This window comes from Ferrovibrio xuzhouensis, assembly GCF_042648965.1.
In the GTDB taxonomy this organism is placed as follows: Bacteria; Pseudomonadota; Alphaproteobacteria; order Ferrovibrionales; family Ferrovibrionaceae; genus Ferrovibrio; species Ferrovibrio xuzhouensis.
Window position 1 is genome coordinate 1985477 of sequence record NZ_JBHRYJ010000001.1, and the last position, 22977, is coordinate 2008453.

The 22977-nt window shown below is 66.0% G+C and carries 24 protein-coding genes; 17 read left to right on the top strand and 7 right to left on the bottom strand.

Translation table 11 applies throughout. The annotated features are described in order from the left end of the window. The first annotated feature begins 148 nt into the window (after positions 1-148). Positions 149-1171 carry a hypothetical protein gene (locus tag ACFOOQ_RS09885; RefSeq protein WP_379725203.1) on the top strand — a complete coding sequence of 341 codons (1023 nt, stop codon included), beginning with the start codon at positions 149-151 and terminating at the stop codon, positions 1169-1171. 45 nt (positions 1172-1216) lie between these two features. Here ACFOOQ_RS09885 and ACFOOQ_RS09890 read toward each other — a convergent pair whose 3' ends face one another. Both ACFOOQ_RS09890 and ACFOOQ_RS09895 read right to left on the bottom strand, forming a co-directional pair. Continuing rightward, on the bottom strand, positions 1217-1675 hold the full coding sequence (locus tag ACFOOQ_RS09890) for a PaaI family thioesterase (RefSeq protein WP_379725206.1): 459 nt from the start codon (positions 1673-1675) through the stop codon (positions 1217-1219). Between the two features lie 294 nt (positions 1676-1969). Then, positions 1970-3691: a sensor histidine kinase gene (locus ACFOOQ_RS09895; RefSeq protein ID WP_379725209.1), complete on the bottom strand. Its 1722-nt coding sequence runs from the start codon at positions 3689-3691 to the stop codon at positions 1970-1972. A 137-nt stretch (positions 3692-3828) separates the two neighbouring features. Between ACFOOQ_RS09895 and ACFOOQ_RS09900 the strand changes: the two genes are divergently transcribed. The 3 genes from ACFOOQ_RS09900 to ACFOOQ_RS09910 are packed head-to-tail and all read left to right on the top strand — an operon-like array spanning position 3829 to position 6278. Then, the gene (locus ACFOOQ_RS09900; protein WP_379725213.1) at positions 3829-5145 is read left to right on the top strand and encodes a deoxyguanosinetriphosphate triphosphohydrolase; all 1317 of its coding nucleotides are present in this window, start codon (positions 3829-3831) and stop codon (positions 5143-5145) included. 31 nt (positions 5146-5176) lie between these two features. Next, complete coding sequence (locus ACFOOQ_RS09905; protein ID WP_379725216.1) at positions 5177-5779, top strand: 2-hydroxychromene-2-carboxylate isomerase; 603 nt, start codon at positions 5177-5179, stop codon at positions 5777-5779. A gap of 4 nt (positions 5780-5783) precedes the next feature. Beyond that, positions 5784-6278 carry a cell wall hydrolase gene (locus tag ACFOOQ_RS09910; protein ID WP_379725219.1) on the top strand — a complete coding sequence of 165 codons (495 nt, stop codon included), beginning with the start codon at positions 5784-5786 and terminating at the stop codon, positions 6276-6278. 10 nt (positions 6279-6288) lie between these two features. Here the strand turns inward: ACFOOQ_RS09910 and ACFOOQ_RS09915 are convergent, their stop codons facing one another. Beyond that, the gene (locus ACFOOQ_RS09915; RefSeq protein WP_379725222.1) at positions 6289-7695 is read right to left on the bottom strand and encodes a methyl-accepting chemotaxis protein; all 1407 of its coding nucleotides are present in this window, start codon (positions 7693-7695) and stop codon (positions 6289-6291) included. Positions 7696-7856: 161 nt separating this feature from the next. Between ACFOOQ_RS09915 and ACFOOQ_RS09920 the strand changes: the two genes are divergently transcribed. The 8 genes from ACFOOQ_RS09920 to ACFOOQ_RS23295 all read left to right on the top strand — a co-directional run bounded on the left by ACFOOQ_RS09920 (position 7857) and on the right by ACFOOQ_RS23295 (position 16443). Beyond that, positions 7857-8750 (top strand): LysR family transcriptional regulator, encoded by an 894-nt coding sequence (locus ACFOOQ_RS09920; RefSeq protein ID WP_379725226.1) that lies wholly within the window; start codon positions 7857-7859, stop codon positions 8748-8750. 199 nt (positions 8751-8949) lie between these two features. Beyond that, a complete protein-coding gene (locus ACFOOQ_RS09925) occupies positions 8950-9420 on the top strand; it encodes a formate dehydrogenase subunit gamma (RefSeq protein WP_379725229.1) in 471 nt (156 codons plus the stop codon). Further along, the gene (locus ACFOOQ_RS09930) at positions 9417-10970 is read left to right on the top strand and encodes a formate dehydrogenase beta subunit (RefSeq protein WP_379725233.1); all 1554 of its coding nucleotides are present in this window, start codon (positions 9417-9419) and stop codon (positions 10968-10970) included. Before ACFOOQ_RS09925 ends, ACFOOQ_RS09930 begins: the two co-directional genes overlap by 4 nt. Positions 10971-10986: 16 nt before the next feature. Then, positions 10987-13827: a formate dehydrogenase subunit alpha gene (gene fdhF, locus ACFOOQ_RS09935; RefSeq protein ID WP_379725236.1), complete on the top strand. Its 2841-nt coding sequence runs from the start codon at positions 10987-10989 to the stop codon at positions 13825-13827. After that, the gene (gene fdhD, locus ACFOOQ_RS09940; RefSeq protein WP_379725239.1) at positions 13824-14654 is read left to right on the top strand and encodes a formate dehydrogenase accessory sulfurtransferase FdhD; all 831 of its coding nucleotides are present in this window, start codon (positions 13824-13826) and stop codon (positions 14652-14654) included. Before fdhF ends, fdhD begins: the two co-directional genes overlap by 4 nt. Beyond that, positions 14644-14880: a formate dehydrogenase subunit delta gene (locus ACFOOQ_RS09945; RefSeq protein ID WP_379725242.1), complete on the top strand. Its 237-nt coding sequence runs from the start codon at positions 14644-14646 to the stop codon at positions 14878-14880. The genes fdhD and ACFOOQ_RS09945 overlap by 11 nt, the downstream gene beginning before the upstream one ends. Before the next feature lie 42 nt (positions 14881-14922). Further along, positions 14923-16317, top strand: a complete 1395-nt coding sequence (locus ACFOOQ_RS09950; protein WP_379725245.1) for an L-lactate MFS transporter — start codon at positions 14923-14925, stop codon at positions 16315-16317. A gap of 12 nt (positions 16318-16329) precedes the next feature. Beyond that, entirely contained in the window at positions 16330-16443 is a 114-nt protein-coding gene (locus tag ACFOOQ_RS23295) for an MFS transporter small subunit (RefSeq protein WP_449265802.1), read from the top strand. A gap of 76 nt (positions 16444-16519) precedes the next feature. Here the strand turns inward: ACFOOQ_RS23295 and ACFOOQ_RS09955 are convergent, their stop codons facing one another. After that, complete coding sequence (locus ACFOOQ_RS09955; RefSeq protein WP_379725248.1) at positions 16520-17329, bottom strand: enoyl-CoA hydratase; 810 nt, start codon at positions 17327-17329, stop codon at positions 16520-16522. A gap of 70 nt (positions 17330-17399) precedes the next feature. On the opposite strand from ACFOOQ_RS09955, the gene ACFOOQ_RS09960 reads away from it, so the two are divergent. The 3 genes from ACFOOQ_RS09960 to ACFOOQ_RS09970 all read left to right on the top strand — a co-directional run bounded on the left by ACFOOQ_RS09960 (position 17400) and on the right by ACFOOQ_RS09970 (position 19599). Further along, on the top strand, positions 17400-17882 hold the full coding sequence (locus ACFOOQ_RS09960) for an ester cyclase (RefSeq protein WP_379725251.1): 483 nt from the start codon (positions 17400-17402) through the stop codon (positions 17880-17882). A gap of 41 nt (positions 17883-17923) precedes the next feature. Further along, positions 17924-18745, top strand: coding sequence for an AraC family transcriptional regulator (locus ACFOOQ_RS09965; RefSeq protein WP_379725254.1), 822 nt, complete (start codon positions 17924-17926; stop codon positions 18743-18745). Positions 18746-18864: 119 nt separating this feature from the next. Continuing rightward, positions 18865-19599 carry an alanyl-tRNA editing protein gene (locus ACFOOQ_RS09970; protein WP_379725257.1) on the top strand — a complete coding sequence of 245 codons (735 nt, stop codon included), beginning with the start codon at positions 18865-18867 and terminating at the stop codon, positions 19597-19599. A gap of 1 nt (position 19600) precedes the next feature. Here ACFOOQ_RS09970 and ACFOOQ_RS09975 read toward each other — a convergent pair whose 3' ends face one another. Continuing rightward, positions 19601-19939: a YciI family protein gene (locus ACFOOQ_RS09975; RefSeq protein ID WP_379725259.1), complete on the bottom strand. Its 339-nt coding sequence runs from the start codon at positions 19937-19939 to the stop codon at positions 19601-19603. 89 nt (positions 19940-20028) lie between these two features. Here ACFOOQ_RS09975 and ACFOOQ_RS09980 point away from each other — a divergent pair, with 89 nt between their 5' ends. Then, positions 20029-20343 carry an antibiotic biosynthesis monooxygenase gene (locus tag ACFOOQ_RS09980; protein ID WP_379725262.1) on the top strand — a complete coding sequence of 105 codons (315 nt, stop codon included), beginning with the start codon at positions 20029-20031 and terminating at the stop codon, positions 20341-20343. 83 nt (positions 20344-20426) lie between these two features. Here ACFOOQ_RS09980 and ACFOOQ_RS09985 read toward each other — a convergent pair whose 3' ends face one another. Beyond that, the gene (locus ACFOOQ_RS09985; protein ID WP_379725265.1) at positions 20427-21755 is read right to left on the bottom strand and encodes an aspartate aminotransferase family protein; all 1329 of its coding nucleotides are present in this window, start codon (positions 21753-21755) and stop codon (positions 20427-20429) included. Positions 21756-21922: 167 nt separating this feature from the next. Between ACFOOQ_RS09985 and ACFOOQ_RS09990 the strand changes: the two genes are divergently transcribed. Further along, positions 21923-22471, top strand: coding sequence for a cupin domain-containing protein (locus ACFOOQ_RS09990; RefSeq protein ID WP_379725268.1), 549 nt, complete (start codon positions 21923-21925; stop codon positions 22469-22471). 12 nt (positions 22472-22483) lie between these two features. On the opposite strand, the gene ACFOOQ_RS09995 is transcribed toward ACFOOQ_RS09990, so the two are convergent. Beyond that, on the bottom strand, positions 22484-22837 hold the full coding sequence (locus tag ACFOOQ_RS09995; RefSeq protein WP_379725271.1) for a RidA family protein: 354 nt from the start codon (positions 22835-22837) through the stop codon (positions 22484-22486). Positions 22838-22977 lie beyond the last annotated feature (140 nt).

Genomic DNA, 22977 nt, shown 5'->3' on the forward strand with positions numbered 1-22977 from the left:
GCGCAGCCTCCTGCCAGTGTCGGTCGCCGCCAGACTAGGAGGAAAAATACACCCGGCCAACAGGTTAATATTGATCTGGTGACGGATTTGTTGCCAGATTCTTGCCGCTTTCTCCGGTCATCATCCAGAGTGAGAGAGGAGTGTGACCATGGTCGGGAAGCCGATTGTTCCCCTTCGTTGCCGCCTGCCGGGTCGTCTGCCGGGCCGTGGTCTGCGGCGACTCGCCGGTGCCGTTGCGCTGGGCGGTTGGCTTGCCGTTGGCGCCACCGCCGCCGCGGCGCAGAGCAGCGAGACCCTGCCGATGGGCGTTCCCGGCCCCGATGCCGGCGCCACGGAGGACGTGACGGCCGGCAGCAAGACGGTGCGCGGCCATTACCGCGCCGGCGACATCCAGGCCGACTGGGAAGCCGCGGTGCGCAACAACAAGGTCGAGCGCATCGTTGAATGGCGCGACTACGGCGAATACGGCAACGCCAATATCGTCTTCGATTTCTTCAATGGCCAGCTGATGCATTACGGCGAGCGCAGCCAGCGCCGCGGCGGCCAGGCCGGTGCGGCCGACAGTTTCCGCCGGGTGGCGCTGAACCTGAATTTCACCAACGGCCGGTTTGTCTCCGGCACCAAGACCATCGACGGCATCGACACCGAACTGGACGACCCCGATATCAGCGGTGCCATGGCCCAGTCGAAGGCGGCGCTCGACCGTGTCGCGGCGACGCGATCGGCCTGGCAGACCGATGGCCAGACTGGCGGCCAGGGCGGCGGTTCGAGCTTCAGCATGCAAAGCATCCCGGCCCCCGATGCGCTGCCTTCCGATGCCGCCCGCGCGCTGGCCGGCGATGGCCTGATCGATTTCCGCTGTGATACCGGCCTGCATGTGCTGATCGGCTCGTCCGACGACCGCATGGTGATCGACAAGGCCGGACAGGCGCCGCTGGTGCTCGACAAGCAGGCTCCGGGCGGCACCTACGATTACATGGGTGGCGGCTGGGGCGCCGAGCGTCGCGGCGACACCGTCAAGCTCGACCGCCAGGGCGGCCCTTCGGTGTTCTGCGGGGTGATCTCGGCTGCGGCGCCGCCCTCGGCCGTGCCCTCGGCGGGCAATCCGATGCCCGGCATGCCAAAACCGCCGGCACCGCCATTGCCGCTGTCACCACCCGCCCGTCAGTAGCTGCCGCCCAGCCGTCACTGACCGGCAGTCGCTAACCGGCCAGAGCTATCCGGACGTTGTGGCGCCGGCGACCGCGCGGTCGCTTACCTTGAAGACCGCGGTCGCCCGGTTGGTGACGGTCTCGCCACAGCGCAGTTCGCAACGCACGGTGACAAAATTACCGGCGCGCTCGATGCCCGTGCAATGGCCCTCCAGCCAACCGCCCATGGGCGCCGGCCGCTTGTATTCCATCTCCAGTCGCACCGTCCACATGGTGCCGACATCCCGTCGGGTCTCGTGCACGAAGGCGGCCATGAAGGTATCGGCCAGGGTTGCCAGGAAGCCGCCATGGCCGGTGCCATGGCGATTGGCATGTTTGGGCCGGACATGCAGGCCGTAAACCGGGGCAGTGCCATCGGCGCCGGGCCGGACATAGACCTTGCCGAGCGTGGCGAAGAAGCGGGAAACCGGCGGCAGGACGGTAAAACCGGGTGGCACGGCGGCGGGTTTGCGACGGGATGGCATCGCCCCGTGATGACCCATGCGCGCCCGGAAGGCAAGCCATGCAGCGGCAGCAATGGCCGCCGGACGGCAGGCGAAAAAAGAGGGACGGCGGGGAGCCGTCCCTCAATTCGGGGGGATTCATAGAGAGGAAAAGAGAAACGGGAAGACGCTGCAACATCAATCTCGTTTCATGGTTCGAACATAGCGGCGGCCCGGCCAGCGCGCAGTGATGACGGTCACGAATCAGCGGGCGCCATAAAACTGCCATGTCTGCGGCCGGATTGTGGCGGCGGCCGTCAGATGGCAGGGCGGTGGTCAGTTCGGCAGGAAGACATCGATCGTGGTGCCGGCGCCGGGCCGGCTGCGGACGTCCATATGGCCGCCATGCCTGTCGATCAGGCTGCGACAGATCGACAGGCCGAGCCCGGCGCCGCTGTTGCTGCGACTGCGGTAGGCATCGATGCGCTGGAAGGCGGCCATTGCCGCGCGCACTTCCTCGTCGGTCATGCCGACGCCGGTATCCTGCACGGTGATCTGCACGAACTGCGGATCGACCCGTGCCGACAGGCTGACGCTGCCGCCCGGCCGGTTGAACTTCACGGCATTGCCGAGCAGGTTGACCAGGATCTGTGTCAGCGCCCGGCGGTCCGCGTGGACCGGCAGGTCGCCGGCCGGACCCGTCAGGGCGACGCTGGCGCGCTTTGCCTGGGGCGCCACCATGGCCAGCGCGGCAGTGGCGATCTCGGCCAGGCTGCAGGGTTCGGGCTCCAGTTCCAGCCGCCCGGTCTCCAGCCGTGACAGGTCGAGGATGTCGCTGACCAGTTGCAGCAGGTGCTGGCCGGACTGCCGGATATGCCCGGCATATTCCTGCTGGCGGGGTGTCAGGTCGCCGATATAGCCGGCCGCCAGCATCTCCGAGAAACCGATGATGGCATTCAGCGGCGTGCGCAGTTCATGGCTCATGTTGGCAAGGAAGGCGGTCTTGGTGCGGCTGGCGCTTTCGGCGGCCTCACGCTGCTCGATCAGCTGGATCTCGGTTTCCTTCAGGCGGCTGATATCGATGCCGCAGGTGATGATGCCCTGAACGGTACCGTCGGCATCGCGCAGAGGAACCTTGATCGCCCAGATGATGGTCTTCCGGCCGTCCGGCCCGGCCCAGCCCTGTTCCATGGACACCGGCTCGCCGGTCGCCATCACCCGGCGATCCTCGTTTTCCACCGCACTGGCGGTTTCCGGGCCGACCACCTCGCTCCAGGTACGCCCGATCAGGCCATCTATATCTATGAGCGGTTCGGCGAACTCCTGCATGCGCCGGTTGATCCGGCGATAGCGCAGGTCGCGGTCCTTGTAAGTCATGGTTGCCGGCATCGCATCGATCAGCGTCTCGATGAACAGACGGGTGCGGCGCTCTTCCTCGCGCGCCTGGTGCTCGCGCTGCCGGGCGTTGTCGAACTCGATCATGATCAGGCCGAGGCCGGTCAGCATGTTGGTGAAGATCGACAATGAGAAGGCGAGGCTGAGGTCGGTGTTCTGGTGCAGCAGTTCGACCGTGTAGAAGACCGAGAGAACACCGCGGGCGAGCAGGACCAGGCCGGTGGCGGTATACAGCACCGAACGGCGATGCATCAGCAGCAGAGAGCCGGCATAGAGCAGGGCGATGCAGGTGATGAAATTGGCGGCGGTGAAATACAGCAGGTCGCCGAGCTGCTGGGCGACCGACACGCAGGCGGTGACGGCAAGGCCGACGATCAGCGCCGTGGCCAGGCGATCCTGCCGGCCGATCAGGACGCGGATGCCGGCCGTCAGTGTGATCGCGGCGATCAGCACGCCGGCGGTGGCCGGCAGGGTGATGTACCAGGTTGGCGCCGTCCAGTCGGTCAGGCCGATGATGCCGAAGGGCAGTACCAGCATCCCGTGCGCCACCGCCCAGAACAGCAGATGCCGGCCGCCGCCGAGCTTGCGGTAGGTGAACAGGCAGATCAGCGACACGACCGCAGGTGCGGCTATGGCGGCAATGGCAATGGCGGGAGCAATCATGCGACCGGCCGCCCCCCTGCGGCTCCCGCTATCATTGGGATTCGGGCCGTCTATTTTCAATCAAAAACTGTGCGGACACTCTGCATGGCCGAAGCCAAGCGCTTGAAAGCGCGAATCATTCTCTCCAGAGTGCAGCCATGACGATGACCTGGTCCCGGCTTCTCTCTGCCCAGCGCCTCGGCCACCAGGGCGCCGAACCGGTGACCCCCTCGCGCAATCCGTTCCAGAAGGACTGGGACCGTGTGGTGTTCTGCTCGGCCTTCCGCCGCCTGCAGGACAAGACCCAGGTACATTCGCTGCCCGAAAGCGATTATGTGCGCAACCGGCTGACCCATTCCCTCGAGGTGTCATCGGTCGGCCGTTCACTCGGCGCCCAGGTTGGCGAGACCGTGGTCGCGCGCCATGGCGGCGATCTCGGCGGACTGACCGCGGCCGAGTTCGGCCATATCGTCGCCGCGGCCTGCATCGGTCATGATATCGGTAACCCGCCGTTTGGCCATTTCGGCGAGGCGACCATCCAGCACTGGTTCCGCGCCGGCCCCGGCGCGGCGCTGGTCGCGCCGCTGGCGGCGCCGCAACAGGCCGACTTCCATCATTTCGAGGGCAACGCGCAGGGGTTCCGGGTAATGAGCCGGCTGCAGAACTGGCGTGACGCCGGCGGCCTGCGACTGACCTGCGCGACCCTGGCGACCTTCATGAAATATCCCTTCGGCAGCCTCGCCGCCGATCCGCAGAAGCGCAAGTTCGGCCATTTCGCCGCCGAGACGGAGCTGTTTGCCGAGATGGTGCGTGCGGTCGGTCTGGTGCCGCTCGACAACGGTCGTTATGCGCGGCATCCGTTGACCTGGCTGGTCGAGGCGGCCGACGACATCTGCTATTCGGTGATCGACATCGAGGACGGCTTCAAGCTCGGCCGCATTGCCTTCGCCGAGGCCGAGGAACGGCTGCATGGCCTGCTGCAGCGCGTACCGCCGCGCTATGTCGAGATCACCGACGAGCCGTGGAAGATCGCCTACCTGCGCGCCAAGGTGATCGGCGACCTGATCGAGATGGCAGTGACGGTGTTCCTCGACAGCGAGGCGGCGATCATGGACGGCCGCTTCACCGGCGACCTGCTGGCGGCGACGCCGGTGGCCGGCGCGCTCGACGAGATCGCCGGCTTCACCCGCAGCCGTATTTTCGAGACCCGCGAGCGGTTTCAGACCGAAGTGATGGGCGGCGAGGTGCTGACCAGCCTGCTGGACGCCTTCTGCGACGCGCATCTCGCGCTTGAGCGGGCCGGCAGCCAGGCGGATGTCGCGCCGCGCCAGCGGGCCCTGCTGCGGCTGATGCCGCAGGCGCCGGTGCCCGGTGCGTCGCGCTACGATTGGCTGCTCAGCGTCACCGACTTCATCAGCGGCATGACGGATTCCTACGCCCTGAAACAGTTCCAGCGGCTGCGCGGACTGCAATAACAACCATAAACGACAATCGAACGGAGGACACATGGCGGCGCATATCGACTATTACTTCACACCGGTCTCGCCCTGGGCCTATCTCGGCGCGCCGCGCTTCAATGCCATGGTGGAGAAATACGGCGCTGTCGTGCAGGTGATGCCGGTCGATCTCGGCCGGGTCTTCTCGGTCTCCGGCGGCCTGCCGCTGGCCAAGCGGGCACCGCAGCGCCAGGCCTACCGCATGATGGAACTGAAGCGCTGGCGCGAATTTCTCGGCATGCCGCTGAACCTGCAGCCGAAGGGCTTTCCGTGCGATGCGGCGCTGTCCTCGCGGCTGATCATCGCCGCGCGGCAGGCCTCGCAGAAGGATGCCCTCGCGCTGTCCTATGCGCTCGGCCGCGCGGTCTGGGCCGAGGAGCGCAATATCAGCGATCCGGAGACGCTGGAGGAAATCCTCAACGAATGCAGCCTCGACCCGGCAATGCTGTTCGCCGCGGCCGACGGCGCGGCGGTGAAGGCGATCTACGAGGCGGATACCCAGAAGGCGATGGAGATTCAGATTTTCGGCGCGCCGACCTTCGAGCTGAACGGCGAATTGTTCTGGGGCCAGGACCGCCTCGACTTTCTCGAACGCGCCCTGGCGAAGGCCTGAGCGGGTGGCGGGCTTCCGGCAGCTGCCCGCCATTGCCATCGCCGGCATGGCGCTGCTGGCTGCCGGGGTCGCCATGGCGCAGGCCTCGGTCGCCGATGTGACGGTTGGCACGCACATCGACGCGGAAACCAAATGCCTGGCGCTCACCGTCTACTGGGAGGGCAAGACCGAAAGCCGCAAGGGCCAGCTTGCCATTGCCCATACCGTGCTCAACCGGATGCACAGCCGCGACTTTCCCGGCACCGTCTGCGGCGTGGTTTCGCAGCAGAGCGAGGACGGCAGGACCTGCCAGTTCTCCTGGTGGTGCGACGGCAAGCGCGACGAACCGGCCGATGCTGCCGCCTGGCAGACATCGCTTGCGGTGGCGCGGCAGGCGATGGCCGGAGGCCCCGATCCGAGCGGCCATGCGCTGTATTTCCACAGTGCCGGCGTGCGGCCGGGCTGGATCCGCCACAAGAAGCGGGTCGCCCGCATCGGCAACCACATCTTCTATCGCTAGGGGCGCGGCCTCACGCCTTGTAGCAGACGCGCAGGCCGCCCCACAGCCGGCCGTTCACCCGGATCGGCGCCGAGGCATCCTTCATAAGCACGAACACCCCGCCGCCCATGTCGCGCCGATAGGTCTGCAGCAGGAAGGGCTGTTCGTTATGGGCAACTGCCTGCGCCGTCTTGTCGGTGTATTTGCGCCGGTTGCGTGCATGCGCGGCATTCCACACCGGGTCGCGGCCCTGGGGATGGCGGAATTGCGGATTATGGCAGGGGATCAGCTGGTTGTGATCGGTCGGTGCGCAGAACACCATGCGCGAATCGAGCTCCAGCACCGGATCGTGCAGCGGCGGCAGATGCTTGTCGAGGAACGGGATGTAGCGGGTCATGAACTGCTGCGGGTTGCTGCCCTCGATCGGCCGCAGCTGCTTGTCGAACAGGTCATCCATGCTGATCTCGCCGCGTGCGATGCCATCGGCAAAGCAGGCCTCGATCTGCGCGGCGACCTCGACGGCCTTATCGATGAACTTGGTATCCGAAGTCTCGAAGTCCGAGGTCGCCATCAGCATCATGATGGACTCGGCGCCGACCAGCGTGCGGTCGAGGCGGTCGGTCGCCTGCTTCAGGGCCTCGTTCGAGCGGTCGACGCCTTCGTTCAGGCCGGTCACCGTCTCGACGAATTCGGTGCAGCGCTTGCCGATGGTTTCCGTCGAGGTGGCGATCGCCGTGGAATTGGCGTCGACCTGCTGCACGGCGGCGCCGACGGTTTCCATTGCCGCGCTGATGGTGGCGGCACTGTGCTTGACGCGTTCCGCGCGCTGCGAGCCGGCCCCCATGCGCTCGCCGAGCTGGCGCATCTGGTCGGTCAGCGTGGCGACCGTGCGGCCGATATCGTCGGTGGCGCCGCTGGTCTGCTTGGCCAGCGACTTCACCTCATGGGCGACCACGGCAAAGCCGCGGCCGGCTTCGCCGGCGCGCGCTGCCTCGATGGTGGCGTTCAGCGACAGGATGTTGGTGTGCCGTGCGATCTGCGCGATCTCGCCGGAGACCCGGGCGACATTCTGCATGGTCTGCTCGAAGATGACGAGTTGCTCGCTGATTGCGTTGACCGAGTCGACCAGTTCGGCGATGTCGGTCAGGGCCTGCTTCAGCTCGGCGTGCGATTTGCCGACATCCTGGTTGGCGCGGGCAGCGACGCGCTGGGTCTCCACCGCCATGCCGGCGATGCTCTGGTTGCTGTCGGCGATTTCCCGCGTCGCCTGGGTGATGGCGTGGAACTGGTCGGTCTGGGTGTCGATCAGCGCACTGACCTGCTGCACGTCGCCGACCACATCGGCGATATCGACACTGAGGCGACCGATCTCGTCCGAAATCCGGCTGACCAGAATATCGGCCTCGTCCTGCCGGCGGTGCTCGACTTTTGCATCCATGCCGTGGCGTCCCCCTGAAACGACTTTCCATTTTCTTAGCGCAATTTTCCCGGCGATAGCCAGCCCGGTGTTGCAATCCGGTGTCGTGCCGCCGCCGGGCCGGTGACGATTCATCCGGCAAAAGGCGATACTTGGACCAAAAACTGGGCTATTAGGGATTCATGATCGACAAGCTGGAGTTTCTGCTGGCGCTGGCGCGGGAGCGCAATTTCGGCAAGGCCGCCGAACTCTGCGGCGTCACGCAGCCGACGTTTTCCGCCGGCATCAAGCACCTCGAGGAAATCCTCGGCGTCATGCTGGTGCAGCGCAGCTCGCGCTTTCTCGGCTTCACTGCCGAGGGCGAGCGGGTGCTCGACTGGGCGCGGCGCATCGTCGCCGATTCGCGGGCGATGCGGCAGGAGGTCCATGCGCTCAAACGCGGCCTGGTCGGCCATATCAAGATCGCCGCGATTCCGACCGCGCTCGCCATGGTGTCGGAGATCACCACCCCCTACCGGGCGAAGCATCCGCACGTCAAATTCACCATTCTCTCGCGCAACTCGATCGAGATCCTGTCGATGCTGGAGAATCTCGAGGTCGATGCCGGGCTGACCTATCTCGACAACGAACCGCTCGGCAAGGTGCGGTCTGTTTCTCTGTACCCGGAGCAGTATCGCCTGCTGACCTCGGAAGACAGCCCCTATGGCGACCGCGACCAGGTGACCTGGGCCGAGGTCAGCCGCATCCCGCTCTGCCTGCTGACGCCCGACATGCAGAACCGGCGCATCATCAACCGGCTGTTGCGCACGGCGGGTGGCGGCGAGCCCGAACCGACCTTGGAATCGAATTCCATGATCGTGCTGTTTTCCCATGTCCGCACGGGACGCTGGGCCAGCGTGATGCCGGAAAAGCTGGCCAATACGCTGGGCCTGACCGAGAAGCTGCGGTCGATCCCGATCGTCGAGCCCGAAGCGGTGCACATGATCGGGCTGATTGTACCGAACCGCGAGCCGATGAGCCCGCTGACCGCCGCCCTGGTGGCCGAAGCCAAGCATCTGGCGGTCGCCCTGGCCTAACACTCGCGCAGGGGTTTTCATTCTGCATTTAAGTATCAAGAGCAATTAAAGCTGTCGCAATACTCCGGTCGCGAACGGTCAATGGCGCCGTTTTGATAGATTTGTTCTATCGCAGCATCTGACACCTTTATTGATGGCGACGGTAAATCTGTGAAACTAAAGGCCGTTCAGTCGCGATTGAGTAGGGTGGAGCGTCTCGATGACGGTGGGTTGGAACGAAGACCGCGCGAAAGAAATCATCGCCGGCTTTTCCGATATGGAAGGCGCGGCGCTGCCGATGCTGCATGCGTTGCAGGATGAATTCGGCTATCTGCCCGATGCGGCCCTGCTCGCCGTGGCTGCTGCGCTGAACCTGTCGCGCGCCGAAATCCACGGCATCGTCAGCTTCTACCATGATTTCCGCCGCGCGCCGGCCGGCAAGCATGTGCTCAAGCTATGCCGTGCCGAGGCCTGCCAGTCGATGGGCGGCGAGGCGCTGGCCCGCGGCGCGCTCGACCGCCTCGGTCTCGACTGGGGCCACACCACCCACGACAACCGGCTGACCGTCGAGGCGACCTACTGCCTCGGCCTCTGCGCCTGCGCTCCGGCGGCGATGATCGATGGCCGCGTGGTCGGCCGGCTCGATGCCGAGACCCTGGACGACGTCGTCCGCGAGGCGCGCGCGTCATGACCCGGCTGTTCATTCCCCGCGATGCCGCCGCCCTTGCCGTCGGCGTGGAAAAGGTCGCCAAGGCCATCCAGGCCGAAGCCGCCAGGCGCGGCCAGGCTGTCGAGATCGTCCGCACCGGCTCGCGCGGCCTGTTCTGGCTCGAGCCGCTGATCGAGGTCGAGACCCCGGCTGGCCGCATCGGCTATGGTCCGCTGAAGGCGGCCGACGTGCCTGGCCTGTTCGAGGCCGGCTGGCTGCAGGGCGGTCCGCATGCCTCGCGCATCGGCCGGCCCGAGGATCTGCCCTTCCTCAAGCGCCAGACCCGCCTGACCTTTGCCCGCTGCGGCATCGTCGATCCGCTGTCGCTCGACGACTACAAGGCCCATGGCGGCTATCGCGGCATGACGAAGGCCCTGTCGCTTGGTCCGGCCGGCATCGTCGAGACGGTGACCAAATCCGGCCTGCGCGGCCGCGGCGGCGCCGGTTTTCCGACCGGCATCAAGTGGAAGACGGTGGCCGATACCGCCGCCGACCGCAAATACATCGTCTGCAATGCCGATGAGGGCGATTCGGGCACCTTCGCCGACCGCATGATCATGGAGGGTGATCCCTTCGTACTGATCGAGGGCATGACCATCGCCGGCATCGCGGTGGGCGCCACCAAGGGCTACATCTACTGCCGCTCGGAATACCCCGACGCCATCCGCGTGACGCAGGCCGCCATCGAGATCGCCCGCGACGCCGGCTGCCTCGGCGCCAAAGTCTGCGGCTCGGCTTACGATTTCGATCTCGAAGTGCGCATGGGCGCCGGTGCCTATGTCTGCGGCGAGGAAACCGCGCTCTTGGAAAGCCTGGAAGGCAAGCGCGGCGTGGTGCGCGCCAAACCGCCGCTGCCCGCCCACAAGGGCCTGTTCGGCCGCCCGACCGTGATCAACAACCTGATCTCGCTGGCCAGCGTGCCGGTCATCCTGGCGGAAGGTGCGCAGTCTTACGCCGACATGGGGCTGGGCCGCTCGCGCGGCACCATGCCGATCCAGCTCGCCGGCAACGTGAAATACGGCGGCCTGTTCGAGGCGGCCTTCGGCCTGACGCTGGGCGAGATCGTCGAGGATATCGGCGGCGGCACGCTCAGCGGCCGGCCGGTGCGTGCGGTGCAGGCCGGTGGTCCGCTCGGCGCGTATTTTCCGCGCGCCCTGTTCGACACGCCCTATGACTACGAGGCTTTCACCGCCAAGGACGGCCTGATCGGCCATGGCGGCCTCGTCGTGTTCGACGACACCGTCGACATGGCGAAAATGGCCCGCTTCGCGATGGAATTCTGCGCCATCGAATCCTGCGGCAAATGCACGCCCTGCCGGATCGGCTCGACCCGCGGCGTCGAAGTGATCGACCGCATCATCGCCGGCACCGGCCGCGATGCCAATATCGCCCTGGTGGAGGATCTCTGCCAGACCATGAAGCTCGGTTCGCTCTGTGCGCTGGGCGGCTTCACGCCGTATCCGGTGATGAGCGCGCTGAAGCATTTCCCCGAAGATTTCGGCCGGCCGCGTCTGACGGCCGCCGCGGAATAATACAGGAGGGCGCCCCATGCCTCTCGTCTCTGAAATCGACTTCGGCACCCCGGCCAGCAAGGCCGAGAAGACCGTCACCCTCACCGTCGACGGCATCAGCGTCACCGTGCCGGAAGGCACCTCGGTGATGCGCGCCTCGATGGAGGCCGGCATCCAGGTGCCCAAGCTCTGCGCCACCGACATGGTCGATGCCTTCGGCTCCTGCCGGCTCTGCCTGGTCGAGATCGCCGGCCGCGCCGGCACGCCCGCCTCCTGCACCACGCCGGTGGCCGAGGGCATGTCGGTCTCGACCCAGACCCCGCGGCTGAAGCAGCTGCGTCGCGGCGTCATGGAGCTTTACATCTCCGACCATCCGCTCGACTGCCTGACCTGCGCCGCCAATGGTGACTGCGAACTGCAGGACATGGCCGGCGCCGTCGGCCTGCGCGACGTCCGTTACGGCTACGAGGGCGACAACCACCTCAAGCTGGGCAAGGACGAAACCAACCCGTATTTCACCTTCGATGCGTCGAAGTGCATCGTCTGCTCGCGCTGTGTGCGGGCCTGCGAGGAAGTGCAGGGCACCTTTGCGCTGACCATCCAGGCGCGCGGCTTCGATTCGAAGGTCTCGCCCGGCATGGCCGAGGATTTCCTCGCCTCCGAATGCGTTTCCTGCGGCGCCTGCGTGCAGGCCTGCCCGACTGCCACGCTGACGGAAAAGTCGATCATCGAGATCGGCCAGCCCGAGCATTCGGTGGTCACCACCTGCGCCTATTGCGGCGTCGGCTGCAGCTTCAAGGCGGAAATGCGCGGCAACGAGGTCGTGCGCATGGTGCCCTACAAGGACGGCAAGGCCAACCGCGGCCATTCCTGCGTCAAGGGTCGCTTCGCCTGGGGCTATACCAACCACCGCGAACGCATCCTCAACCCGATGATCCGCGACAGCATCGACCAGCCCTGGCGGGAAGTCAGCTGGGACGAGGCGATCGGCCGCGTCGCCTCCGAGTTCAAGCGCCTGCAGGACAAGCACGGCAAGCGCTCGATCGGCGGCATCACTTCGTCCCGCTGCACCAACGAGGAAACCTACCTGGTGCAGAAGCTGATCCGCGCCGGCTTCGGCAACAACAACGTCGACACCTGCGCCCGCGTCTGCCATTCGCCGACCGGCTACGGCCTCAAGACCGCTTTCGGCACCTCGGCCGGCACCCAGGATTTCGACTCGGTCGAGCATTCCGACGTCGTCATGGTGATCGGCGCCAACCCGACCGACGGCCATCCGGTTTTCGCCTCGCGGCTGAAAAAGCGCCTGCGCCAGGGCGCCAAACTGATCGTTATCGATCCGCGCCGCATCGATCTGGTCCGCACGCCGCATGTCGAGGCGGCGCATCACCTGCCGCTGCTGCCGGGTACCAATGTCGCCATCCTCAACGCGCTGGCCCATGTCATCGTCACCGAAGGGCTGGTCGCCGAGGCCTTCGTGCGCGAGCGCTGCGACTGGGATGATTTTTCGGACTGGGCAGCCTTCGTCTCCGAGCCGCAGAACAGCCCGGAAGTCGTCGGCCCGATGGCCGGCGTCGATCCCGAGGAAATCCGCGCTGCCGCCCGGCTTTTTGCTACCGGCGGCAACGGCGCCATCTATTACGGCCTCGGCGTCACCGAGCACAGCCAGGGCACCACCACAGTGATGGCGATCGCCAACCTCGCCATGGCGACCGGCAATCTCGGCCGCCAGGGCGTCGGCGTGAATCCGCTACGTGGCCAGAACAACGTGCAGGGCTCCTGCGACATGGGCTCCTTCCCGCACGAGCTGCCCGGCTATCGCCACATCTCGGACGAAGCCACCCGTCACATGTTCGAGGCCTTCTGGGGCACCGGGCTCGACCATGAGCCGGGCCTGCGCATCCCCAACATGCTGGATGCCGCCGTGGCCGGCACCTTCAGGGGCATCTACATCCAGGGCGAGGACATCCTGCAGTCCGATCCGGACACCAAGCATGTCGCGGCCGGCCTTGCCGCGATGGAATGCGTGGTCGTGCAGGACCTGTTCCTCAACGAGACCGCCAACTACGCCCATGTCTTCCTGCCGGGCTCGACCTTCCTCGAGAAGGACGGCACCTTCACCAACGCCGAACGCCGCATCAACCGCGTGCGCAAGGTGATGCCGCCGAAGAACGGCTATGCCGACTGGGAAATCACCCTGCTGATCGCCGATGCGATGGGCGTGCCGATGCAGTACAGCCATCCGTCCGAGATCATGGACGAGATTGCGCATCTGACCCCGTCGTTTGCCGGCGTCTCCTACGCCAAGCTGGAGGAACTGGGTTCGGTGCAGTGGCCCTGCAATGACAAGAAGCCGCTGGGCAGCCCGATCATGCACATGGACGGCTTCGTCCGCGGCAAGGGCAAGTTCATGATCACCGAGTATGTGCCGACCGACGAGCGCACCGGGGCCCGCTTCCCGCTGCTGCTGACCACCGGCCGCATCCTGTCGCAGTATAATGTCGGCGCGCAGACCCGCCGCACCGACAATGTGGTCTGGCACCAGGAAGACCGGCTGGAAATCCATCCGCATGACGCCGAGCAGCGCGGTGTGCGCGACGGCGACTGGGTGCGTATCCAGAGCCGCGCCGGCGAGACCAGCCTGCGTGCCGTGATCACCGACCGTGTTGCGCCCGGCGTGGTCTACACCACCTTCCACCACCCGGCGACCCAGGCCAATGTGGTGACCACCGACTATTCCGACTGGGCGACCAACTGCCCGGAATACAAGGTCACCGCGGTACAGATCGCGCCGTCGAACGGCCCCAGCGAGTGGCAGGAACGCTATCAGGAGCTGTCCGACCGCAGTCGCCGCATCGCCAAGGACGCTGCCGAATGACCGAGCCCGGCCATCAGCCGAGCTTGCGTGTCAGCCGGCTGGCCCGCACGGCCGGCGGCTTTGCCGAGGGCCAGCGCGCGGTGCCGGCCGAGGTGGCGGTGGCGCTGACCTATAACGGCAGCACCCATGCGGTGATGATGGCGACGCCGGCGGATTACGAGGATTTCGCCATCGGTTTCAGCCTGTCGGAAGGCGTGATCGACAGCCCGTCAGACATCCGCGAGATCGACGTGGTCGAGACCGCGGCCGGCATCGACCTGCAGATCTGGCTGACCGACGATAAGGTCGAACGCCATGTCGCCCGGCGGCGCGCCATTGCCGGCCCGACCGGCTGCGGCCTCTGCGGCATCGAAAGCCTGGCTGAAGCCGTGCGGCCGGCGGCCGTGGTCAACAGCGAAACCCGCTTCTCGCCCGAACAGATCATTGCGGCCCTGGCGTCGCTGGCGCCGGCGCAGCGGCTGAATGCCGAGACCCGCTCGGTGCATGCCGCCGCCTACTGGGAGCCGTCCGCCGGCCTCGTCGCGGTCCGCGAGGATGTCGGCCGGCACAATGCACTCGACAAGCTGGCCGGCGCACTGGCGCGGCGCGAGACGAATGCCGCCCGCGGCCTGCTGCTGCTGACCAGCCGCGTGTCGGTGGAGATGGTGCAGAAGGCGGCCCGGCTCGGCGTGCCGGTGCTGGTCGCCGTATCGGCGCCGACCTCGCTGGCCATCGAGATGGCGCGCCAGGCCGGCATCACGCTGATCGCGGTGGCGCGCAGCAGCGAGTTCGAGATTTTCACGCGGCCCGATCGCGTGCTGCAGGGAGTAAGGCATCATGTCGCCTGACAAGCTGGTGATGATGGCCAATCAGATCGGCAAGTTCTTTGCGCCGCAGCGCAAGACCGATCCGGTGGCCGACATCCTCGATCACATCGAGAAATTCTGGGATCCAAGCATGCGTGCCGCCATTGTCGCGCATCTGGAGGCCGGGGGGGCCGGACTCGATCCGCCGGTTCGCGAGGCCGTGGCACGCCTGCAGGCAAAAGGGAGAGTTTTGCAGCAGGCGAGCTGAATTCGAGACCCATTGTGGGAAATTTTTGGGAGGACAAAACCAATGACGGTTACGCAAGGTATGAACGCCTCTTCGGGGGGCGGTATTCTCGGCCGGGAGCGCACGATCGCGGGTCCGGGCTTCAGCCGCTGGATGGTGCCGCCCGCGGCGCTGGCCATCCACATGTGTATCGGCCAAGCTTATGCCTTCAGCGTGTTCAATCTGCCGATGACCAAGTTGATCGGCATCACGGCCTCGGCGCCGGATGACTGGAAGCTGACCGAACTTGGCTGGATTTTCTCCATCGCCATCGTCTTCCTTGGTCTCTCGGCTGCCTTCCTCGGCCGCTGGGTCGAGGAAAACGGGCCGCGCAAGGCCATGTTCGTGGCGGCCTGCTGCTTCGGCGGCGGCTTCATCGTGTCGTATTTCGGCATCAAGATTCATAACCTCGCCCTGATCTATCTGGGCTATGGCGTGCTCGGCGGCATCGGCCTCGGCATCGGCTACATCTCGCCGGTCTCGACGCTGATCAAGTGGTTCCCGGACCGCCCGGGCATGGCCACCGGCATGGCCATCATGGGTTTTGGTGGCGGCGCGCTGTTTGCCTCGCCGCTGTCGGTCACCCTGATGTCCTACTTCAAGACCCCGACCGACATCGGTGTGGCCAACACCTTCCTGGTGATGGGTATCATCTACTTCTGCCTGATGATGGTCGGCGTCATCATCGTTCGTGTTCCGGCGGTCGGCTGGAAACCGGAAGGCTGGGTCGCACCGGCGGCAGGGGCCAGGAAGCTGGTAACCAACGAGAACGTCTCGGTGCACGAGGCGATGAAGACCCCGCAGTTCTTCCTGATCTGGGCGGTACTCTGCCTGAACGTGACCGCCGGCATCGGCGTGCTCGGCCAGGCCTCGGCGATGATCCAGGAGATGTTCCCCGGCCGTGTGACGGCAGTGACGGCCGCCGGCTTTGTCGGCCTGCTCAGCCTGTTCAACATGGGTGGACGCTTCGTCTGGTCATCGATCTCCGACTACACCGGGCGGCGCAATATCTATGCCGTCTACTTCCTGCTGGGTATCGCGCTGTATGCCGCGGTGCCGACCACCGGTCATATCGGCTCGGTCACCCTGTTCGTGGTCTGCTACCTGATCATCATGAGCATGTACGGGGCGGGCTTCGCCACCGTGCCGGCTTACCTGAAGGATATGTTCGGTACCATGCATGTCGGTGCGATCCACGGCCGTCTGCTGACGGCCTGGTCGACGGCCGGCGTGCTGGGTCCGGTGCTGGTGAACTACATCCGCCAGTACCAGATCGACAATGGCGTGCCGAAAGCCGAAGCCTATACGGTCACCATGTACATCATGGCCGGCCTGCTGGTCGTCGGCTTCATCTGCAACTACCTGGTGAAGGAAGTGAACGCCCGTCACCATCACCGCGCAGCCCTCGCAGCGGAATAAGGAGAAACCGGTATGAACGAGAAAACCTCGCCGCTCGCCCTGATCATTGTCTGGGCCATCGTCGGTATCCCGCTCGCCTGGGGTGTCGTACTGACGCTCGGCAACGCCGCGAAGCTGTTCCAGTAAGCTTCGTCGCAGCACAACAGGAAGGGCCCGCGTCACCGCGGGCCCTTTATCTTTTGTGCAGGATTTTGCGCCGGCCTCAGGTGCCGGTGAAGCGCGGCGGCCGCTTTTCCATGAAATGCGCGACGCCCTCGCGGAAATCGGCGCTGCGGAAACTGTCCATCATCTCGCGGTTGCCGACCGCCGTGGCTTCGGCCAGCGTCTGGAACTGCGCATCCCACAGCTGCCGCTTCATCACCTTCAGCGAGCGCGGCGAGACCATCGTCGCCAGCTCGGCGGCATAGGCCCGGGTCTCGGCCAGCAGGTCGGCGGCGGGCAGTACCCGGTCGACCAGGCCGATGCGTTCGGCCTCGGCGGCACCGACCTTGCGGGCCGAGAACATCAGGTCGATCGCCCGTGACGGCCCGACCAGGCGCGGCAGCAGCCAGCTCACGCCATGCTCGGCGATCAGGCCGCGGCGCGAGAAGGCGGTGGTGAACATGGCGTTGTCGGCGGCAAAGCGCAGGTCGCAATACAGCGCCATGATCATGCCAAGCCCTGCCGCCGGGCCGTTCACCGCCGCGATCACCGGCTTGGGCAGGGCCGGGAAATAGCCATACTGCATCTGGTAGTCGGGCCGCGCGGTCGCATCGAAGGCGCCGGGCGGGCCGCGCCGCGCGCCGCCGCCCTGGATCGTGTTCAGCAGGTCCATGTCGGCGCCGGCGCAGAAACCGCGCCCCGCCCCGGTCAGGATGATGACGCGCACGCCGTCATCGCCGGCGGCTTGCGCCATGGCGTCGCGCACCTCGTCTTCCATGGTCGCGGTCCAGGCGTTCAGCCGATCCGGCCGGTTCAGGGTGACTGCCGCAACGGCATCAGTCACATCGTAGAGAATGTCGGTATAGGCCATGGTTGGCGTTTCCTCCTCGTGTTTTGGCAATGCTGCTACACTGCCGGCAACGACACAATGGGGAGACGCCATGACCACCAGCAGCGAACTGCAGGTCCTGCTCGACCGCATGACGGCCGCCGCGGAAGCCGGCGACAGCGCCGGTTTCGCCGCCGCGTTTACACCGGACGGCCTCTATCACGACTATATCTATGGCGATCATCGCGGCCGCGACGAGATCCGCCATATGCTGGACGGCTATTTCCTGCGCGATGCCGCCGACTATCACTGGCACTTCTTCGACGCGGTCTGCGAGGGCGATGCCGGCTACGCCTGGTCGCTGTCGCGCTTCACGTCCACCGTGCCCGAATTCGCCGGTCGCCAGGTGGTGATCGACGGCATCAGCCGCTTCCGCCTGCAGGGCGGGCTGATCGCCGAATACCATGAATCGGTCAATGGCGGCGTCGCCATGGCCCAACTCGGGGTGGCGCCGGCGCGCATGGACAAGGTGTTCCGCAAATGGGGCGGCTGGCTGCTGGCGCGGCCGGAGGTGCAGCGCTACCTGAAGCGGTAGCCTGCCCTTGACCCGGGCTGCCGGACGCCTAGACTCCGGCCATGGCACGACGCGACACCCGGAATCTGGCGCAATACTGGCGGGACCCGCGGCATCCGGGGCTGACCCTGCTGTGTGCCGATTTCACCACCCAGGAATTCGCCGTCCATTCCCATGACGCGCTGGTCATCGCCGTCACCGAACAGGGCGGCGCCGAAGTGCGCAGCCGCGGCGAGGTGCAGCAGGCCGATTGCTCAGGGCTCTTCGTGTTCAATCCGGCCGAGCCCCATGCCGGCCAGATGGGTGCCAGTCCGCGCTGGTGCTACCGCTCGCTCTATCTCACGGAATCCGCCCTCGCTGCGGTGGCTGACGGTCTCGGCCTGCCGGAGATTCCCTATTTCACCGGCAACCGCATCCGCGATACGGCGCTGCGCGACGGCTTCCTCGCCCTGCACCGGTCGCTGCAGGACGGTACCGATGCGCTCTGCGAGGAAGAACGGCTGCTGGCGTCTTTCGGCGGCCTGTTCAGCCGCCATGGCAGCGGGCACCGGGCGGCGCGGCCAATGCAGCGGGATGCCGCGCTGCTGAAAAAGGCGGTCACCGTGATGGACGATCGCTACGGAGAGGCGATCACGCTGGACGAGCTGAGTGCCGAAGTCGGCCTGCGCAAGATCCAGCTGATCGCCCTGTTCAACCGCACGACCGGGATGGGTCCGCATGCCTATCTGACCCAGCTGCGCCTGCGCGCCGCCTGCAGCCGGCTGAAGCGCGGCGAGGCGCCGGCCACAGTGGCGGCGGACACCGGCTTCTACGACCAGAGCGCGATGAACCGGCATTTCAAGCGGGCCTACGGGATCACACCGCTGCAATATGCCCGCGCCTGAAGGGCGCAAGAAGAAGCCCGCGCCTGAAGGACGCGCGCAGACAGGCACAATTTTTTCCAATACGGCCGGGTCACAGGTATGGATACTGCCGGTCCGTTGTGATCTGCCGCGAGAGTCCCGTGCACCTGTTCTGCCATGACCAGCCCCATGCCCTGACCCTGGAGACCACGGTCGTCGACGCCCGGCCCGGCCGCGTCCGGCTGGCCGAAACACCGTTCTATCCGGGCGGCGGCGGCCAGTTGCCCGACCGTGGCGCCATCCGTTGGCAGGGCGGCGACATCGGGGTGACCGGCTTCGAGGTTGCCGATGGCGCGTTGTGGCATCTGCTGGATGCGCCGGTGGAGATGCAGGGCGCGGTCGAGGCCGTGGTCAATCTGCTGTTCCGCCAGATGATGCGTGAATCCCACACCGCCACCCATATCCTGAATGCGCTGGTGTTCCAGAGCTTCGACGGCGCGCTGGTCACCGGCGCGCAGATGAACGAGGACGGCACGGCGCGCATCGATTTCGATCTGCCGGACGCCGACAATGACCGCCTGCGCGCGCTGGAAGCGCCGATCAACGATGTGATCGGACAGAACCTCGCGGTGCGCTGCACGTACATTCCGATGACCGAGGCCGTTGCGGTGCCGGGCCTGCTGCGCAGCCGTTCGGTGACGCCGCCGCCGACCGAGGATGGCCGGGTGCGCATCGTGGAGATCGGTGGACTCGACCGCCAGGCCTGCGGCGGCACCCATGTCGATGCCACCGGCGAAATGCGCGCCATCCGCATTCTCAAGATCGACAACAAGGGCCGGCACAACCGGCGGGTCCGTCTCGGCCTCGTTGGGCTCGGCCCGCTGGCCGCGGCGTAGCTCAGCGCGCCGCGTCGGCGGCCTTCTGGCGCGCCACTTCGGCGGCGAGGCCGCCGGGCGTCGCCTCGGGCACGATCCAGCGGGTCTGCTGCACCGTCACCGTCTCGAAGATGCCGCCGTCCCTGAAATAGGGGTCCTGCGCCATATAGGCATCAAGGGCAGCGCGGTCCGGCAGGTCGAGGATCATCAGGCTGCCGGTGACAGTGCCGGCGTCGTCGATCAGCGGGCCACCGAAGCGGAACAGCTGCTGCTTGTCGGCGATGAATTCGAGATGCGCTGTCCGCAGCTTCGCGCGCAGGCCACCGGTCGGTTTGTCGCGGGCGATGATGACGAAATACATGACGGGCCTCCTTGAGTGTGCGGGCGGCATCTTACCGGCGGAAGCCGGCGCGTATTGGCAATTCGTATTTGTAGAACCTGGAGGATAGCATGATCGCACGCATCTGGCGCGGCTGGGCCACGGGCGGGAATGTCGCGGCCTATCGCCGGCATTTCGAAGAGATCGTGCAGCCGCATCTCGCCGAACTGCCGGGGTTCTGCGGCTGCCTGCTGCTGGAGGGCGTCGCCGGGGCGGAGACCGAAATCACCGCGATCACCCTATGGCGCTCACTCGACGATATCCGTGCCTTTGCCGGCACCGACATCGCCGTGGCACGCGTCGAGCCGGCGGCACGGGCGGTGCTCGACCGGTTCAGCGAGACCGCCGAGCATCGCGAGGTCAGCACTGCTGTCTGGCCTCGATAGAAAGATTGGTCGCAATAGAAAGGGCCCGGCATTGCTGCCGGGCCCGGTCCATGGAGAACACCGTCCGCGGAGGAGAGGCAGACTCAGTCGACGCTTTCGATGGTCTTTTTCAGGATGTCGAAGATCTCGTCGATATGGCCCTTGTTGAGGATCAGCGGCGGCGACAGCGCGAGGGTGTCGCCGGTCAGGCGGCACATCAGGCCGTTCTCATAGGCTTTCACGAACACATCGTAGCCGCGCTTGCCCGGGCCGTCCGCGCGGGCGGAGAGCTCGATGCCGGCCATGATGCCGATGTTGCGGATGTCGATGATGTTCTTCACGCCCTTCAGGCTGTGCACGGCATCTTCCCAGTAGGGCGACAGTGCCCTGGCATTCTCGAAGATGCCCTCGTCGCGGTAGAGGTCCAGCGTGGCGATGCCGGCGGCGCAGGCGAGCGCATGGGCCGAGTAGGTATAGCCGTGGAACAGCTCGATCATGTGTTCCGGGCCGCTCATGAAGGCTTCGTGCACATGCTTGCGGGTGAAGACCGCGGCTGCCGGCACGGCGGCATTGGTCAAGCCCTTGGCGGTGGTCATCATGTCGGGCAGCACGCCGAAGGTCTCGGCACCGAAGGCCGAACCGGTGCGCCCGAAGCCGCAGATCACCTCGTCGAAGATCAGCAGGATGCCGTGCTTGTCGCAGATCGTCCGCAGCTTCTGCAGGTATCCCTGCGGCGGGATCAGCACGCCGGTCGAGCCGGCGACCGGCTCGACGATCACCGCGGCGATGGTGCTGGCGTCATGCAGGGCGACGATGCGCTCCAGCTCGTCGGCCAGATGCGCGCCCCATGCGGGCTGGCCCTTCGAGAAGGCCATGTCCTTCAGGCTGTGGGTATGCGGCAGGTGGTCGACGCCGGCCAGCAGGGGCCCGAAGACCTTGCGGTTGGAGACGATGCCGCCGACCGAGATGCCACCGAAGCCGACGCCATGATAGCCGCGCTCGCGGCCGATCAGCCGGGTGCGGGCGCCTTCGCCGCGGGCGCGGTGATAGGCGATGGCGATCTTCAGCGCGGTATCGACGGCTTCCGAGCCGGAATTGGCGAAGAAGACATGGTTCAGGTCGCCGGGAGCCAGATGGGCGAGACGGGCGGCGAACTCAAAGGCTTTGGGGTGGCCCATCTGGAAGGTCGGCGCGAAATCCATCTCGGCCGCCTGTTTCTGGATCGCATCGACGATCGGCTGGCGGCAGTGGCCGGCATTGACGCACCACAGGCCGGCGCTGCCGTCGAGGACCTGGCGGCCGTCATGGGTCGTGTAATGCATGTCCTTGGCACCGACCAGCAGGCGCGGCTTGGCCTTGAACTGGCGGTTGGCGGTGAACGGCATCCAGAAGGATTCGAGATCGTTCGGAACGGCGGCGGTAGCGACGGCCATTGAGGTCTCCATGGATAAGCGGCAAGCCTGAGGATCGGCCGATCTTCGGTGAGTTTCAGGCGGCCGGATACTCTATTTCTTCCATTTCATAACCTGTTGATTTTGCTTGGGAGAATGGCAGAATGTTCAGGATACTTAACATCTGAACAGTCGGAGGGAGCTTCGGGATGGACATCGACATCGGCGCGCGGCTGAAAGCCGTGCGACAGGCCCGCAAGCTGTCGCAGCGCGAGCTGGCGCGTCGCGCCGGGCTGACCAACGCCACCGTCTCGCTGATCGAATCGAACCAGATGAACCCGTCCGTCGGCGCACTGAAACGCGTGCTCGACGGGATCCCGATGAGCCTGGCGGAATTCTTCGCCCAGGATATCGCGACGCCGCGCCAGGCCTTCTACACCGCGGCCGAACTGACCGAGGTCGGCAAGGGCCAGATCAGCTATCGCCAGATCGGCGCCGATCTCGCCGGCCGCGCCCTGCAGATCCTGATCGAGCGCTATGCCCCTGGTGCCGATACCGGCCGCGTGCTGTTGAAGCACGCGGGCGAGGAGGGCGGCATCGTCATTCGCGGCCGCATCGAGGTGACGGTGGCCGACCAGGTCCGCGTGCTCGGCCCCGGCGAAGCCTATTATTTCGAGAGCAGCCAGCCGCATCGCTTCCGCAACATCGGCAGCGAACCCTGCGAACTGGTCAGCGCCTGCACGCCGCCCAGTTTCTGAAGTTTTGAGCCGTCAGTCCTTCGTCGCGGCGACGGCGACGATCTCGAGCATGTGGTGGCCTTCGAGCGTCGCGCCGATACAGGCGCGCTGCGGCGCATTGTCCGGATCGATCCAGCCGAGCCAGATCTCGTTCATCTGCGCTTTCAGCGCCATGTCGGTGATGTAGACCGTGGCCTGCAGCAGCCGGGATTTGTCGGTGCCCGCCTTTGCCAGCTGGCGGTCGATCTTGGCCAGCGCATCCGCCGTCTGCTTGCGCATGTCCATCTCGGTGATGTCGGCCACCGCCACGGTGAAGACGAGGTTGCCGTAGACCACGGCGCTGCTGCGGCCGGGCGCGGTGCCGGTGAAACGCTGGATGGGCAGCATGTCAGGAGACTCCGAAAATTCAGCCCGTGAAACTCAGCCTGGCCCGATCATCTGTGCGGGCAGCCATGTGGCGAGGCCGGGGACGAAGAAGAGGATGGCGACGGCTGCGCACATGAGCAGGAAGAGCGGGAAGGTGACCC

Excerpts from the sequence above, each read along its gene's own strand:
- ACFOOQ_RS09890 (WP_379725206.1), bottom strand. The coding sequence starts at position 1,675 with ATGCCATCCCGTCGCAAACCCGCCGCCGTGCCACCCGGTTTTACCGTC.
- ACFOOQ_RS09925 (WP_379725229.1), top strand. The coding sequence starts at position 8,950 with ATGACGGTGGGTTGGAACGAAGACCGCGCGAAAGAAATCATCGCCGGC.
- ACFOOQ_RS09995 (WP_379725271.1), bottom strand. The coding sequence starts at position 22,837 with ATGCTGCCCATCCAGCGTTTCACCGGCACCGCGCCCGGCCGCAGCAGC.
- ACFOOQ_RS09885 (WP_379725203.1), top strand. The coding sequence starts at position 149 with ATGGTCGGGAAGCCGATTGTTCCCCTTCGTTGCCGCCTGCCGGGTCGT.
- ACFOOQ_RS09965 (WP_379725254.1), top strand. The coding sequence starts at position 17,924 with ATGGCACGACGCGACACCCGGAATCTGGCGCAATACTGGCGGGACCCG.
- ACFOOQ_RS09905 (WP_379725216.1), top strand. The coding sequence starts at position 5,177 with ATGGCGGCGCATATCGACTATTACTTCACACCGGTCTCGCCCTGGGCC.
- ACFOOQ_RS23295 (WP_449265802.1), top strand. The coding sequence starts at position 16,330 with ATGAACGAGAAAACCTCGCCGCTCGCCCTGATCATTGTCTGGGCCATC.
- ACFOOQ_RS09915 (WP_379725222.1), bottom strand. The coding sequence starts at position 7,695 with ATGGATGCAAAAGTCGAGCACCGCCGGCAGGACGAGGCCGATATTCTG.
- ACFOOQ_RS09975 (WP_379725259.1), bottom strand. The coding sequence starts at position 19,939 with ATGTATTTCGTCATCATCGCCCGCGACAAACCGACCGGTGGCCTGCGC.
- ACFOOQ_RS09990 (WP_379725268.1), top strand. The coding sequence starts at position 21,923 with ATGGACATCGACATCGGCGCGCGGCTGAAAGCCGTGCGACAGGCCCGC.
- ACFOOQ_RS09945 (WP_379725242.1), top strand. The coding sequence starts at position 14,644 with ATGTCGCCTGACAAGCTGGTGATGATGGCCAATCAGATCGGCAAGTTC.
- ACFOOQ_RS09950 (WP_379725245.1), top strand. The coding sequence starts at position 14,923 with ATGACGGTTACGCAAGGTATGAACGCCTCTTCGGGGGGCGGTATTCTC.
- ACFOOQ_RS09980 (WP_379725262.1), top strand. The coding sequence starts at position 20,029 with ATGATCGCACGCATCTGGCGCGGCTGGGCCACGGGCGGGAATGTCGCG.
- ACFOOQ_RS09955 (WP_379725248.1), bottom strand. The coding sequence starts at position 17,329 with ATGGCCTATACCGACATTCTCTACGATGTGACTGATGCCGTTGCGGCA.
- ACFOOQ_RS09900 (WP_379725213.1), top strand. The coding sequence starts at position 3,829 with ATGACGATGACCTGGTCCCGGCTTCTCTCTGCCCAGCGCCTCGGCCAC.
- ACFOOQ_RS09930 (WP_379725233.1), top strand. The coding sequence starts at position 9,417 with ATGACCCGGCTGTTCATTCCCCGCGATGCCGCCGCCCTTGCCGTCGGC.
- ACFOOQ_RS09960 (WP_379725251.1), top strand. The coding sequence starts at position 17,400 with ATGACCACCAGCAGCGAACTGCAGGTCCTGCTCGACCGCATGACGGCC.
- ACFOOQ_RS09920 (WP_379725226.1), top strand. The coding sequence starts at position 7,857 with ATGATCGACAAGCTGGAGTTTCTGCTGGCGCTGGCGCGGGAGCGCAAT.
- fdhD (WP_379725239.1), top strand. The coding sequence starts at position 13,824 with ATGACCGAGCCCGGCCATCAGCCGAGCTTGCGTGTCAGCCGGCTGGCC.
- ACFOOQ_RS09985 (WP_379725265.1), bottom strand. The coding sequence starts at position 21,755 with ATGGCCGTCGCTACCGCCGCCGTTCCGAACGATCTCGAATCCTTCTGG.
- ACFOOQ_RS09895 (WP_379725209.1), bottom strand. The coding sequence starts at position 3,691 with ATGATTGCTCCCGCCATTGCCATTGCCGCCATAGCCGCACCTGCGGTC.
- fdhF (WP_379725236.1), top strand. The coding sequence starts at position 10,987 with ATGCCTCTCGTCTCTGAAATCGACTTCGGCACCCCGGCCAGCAAGGCC.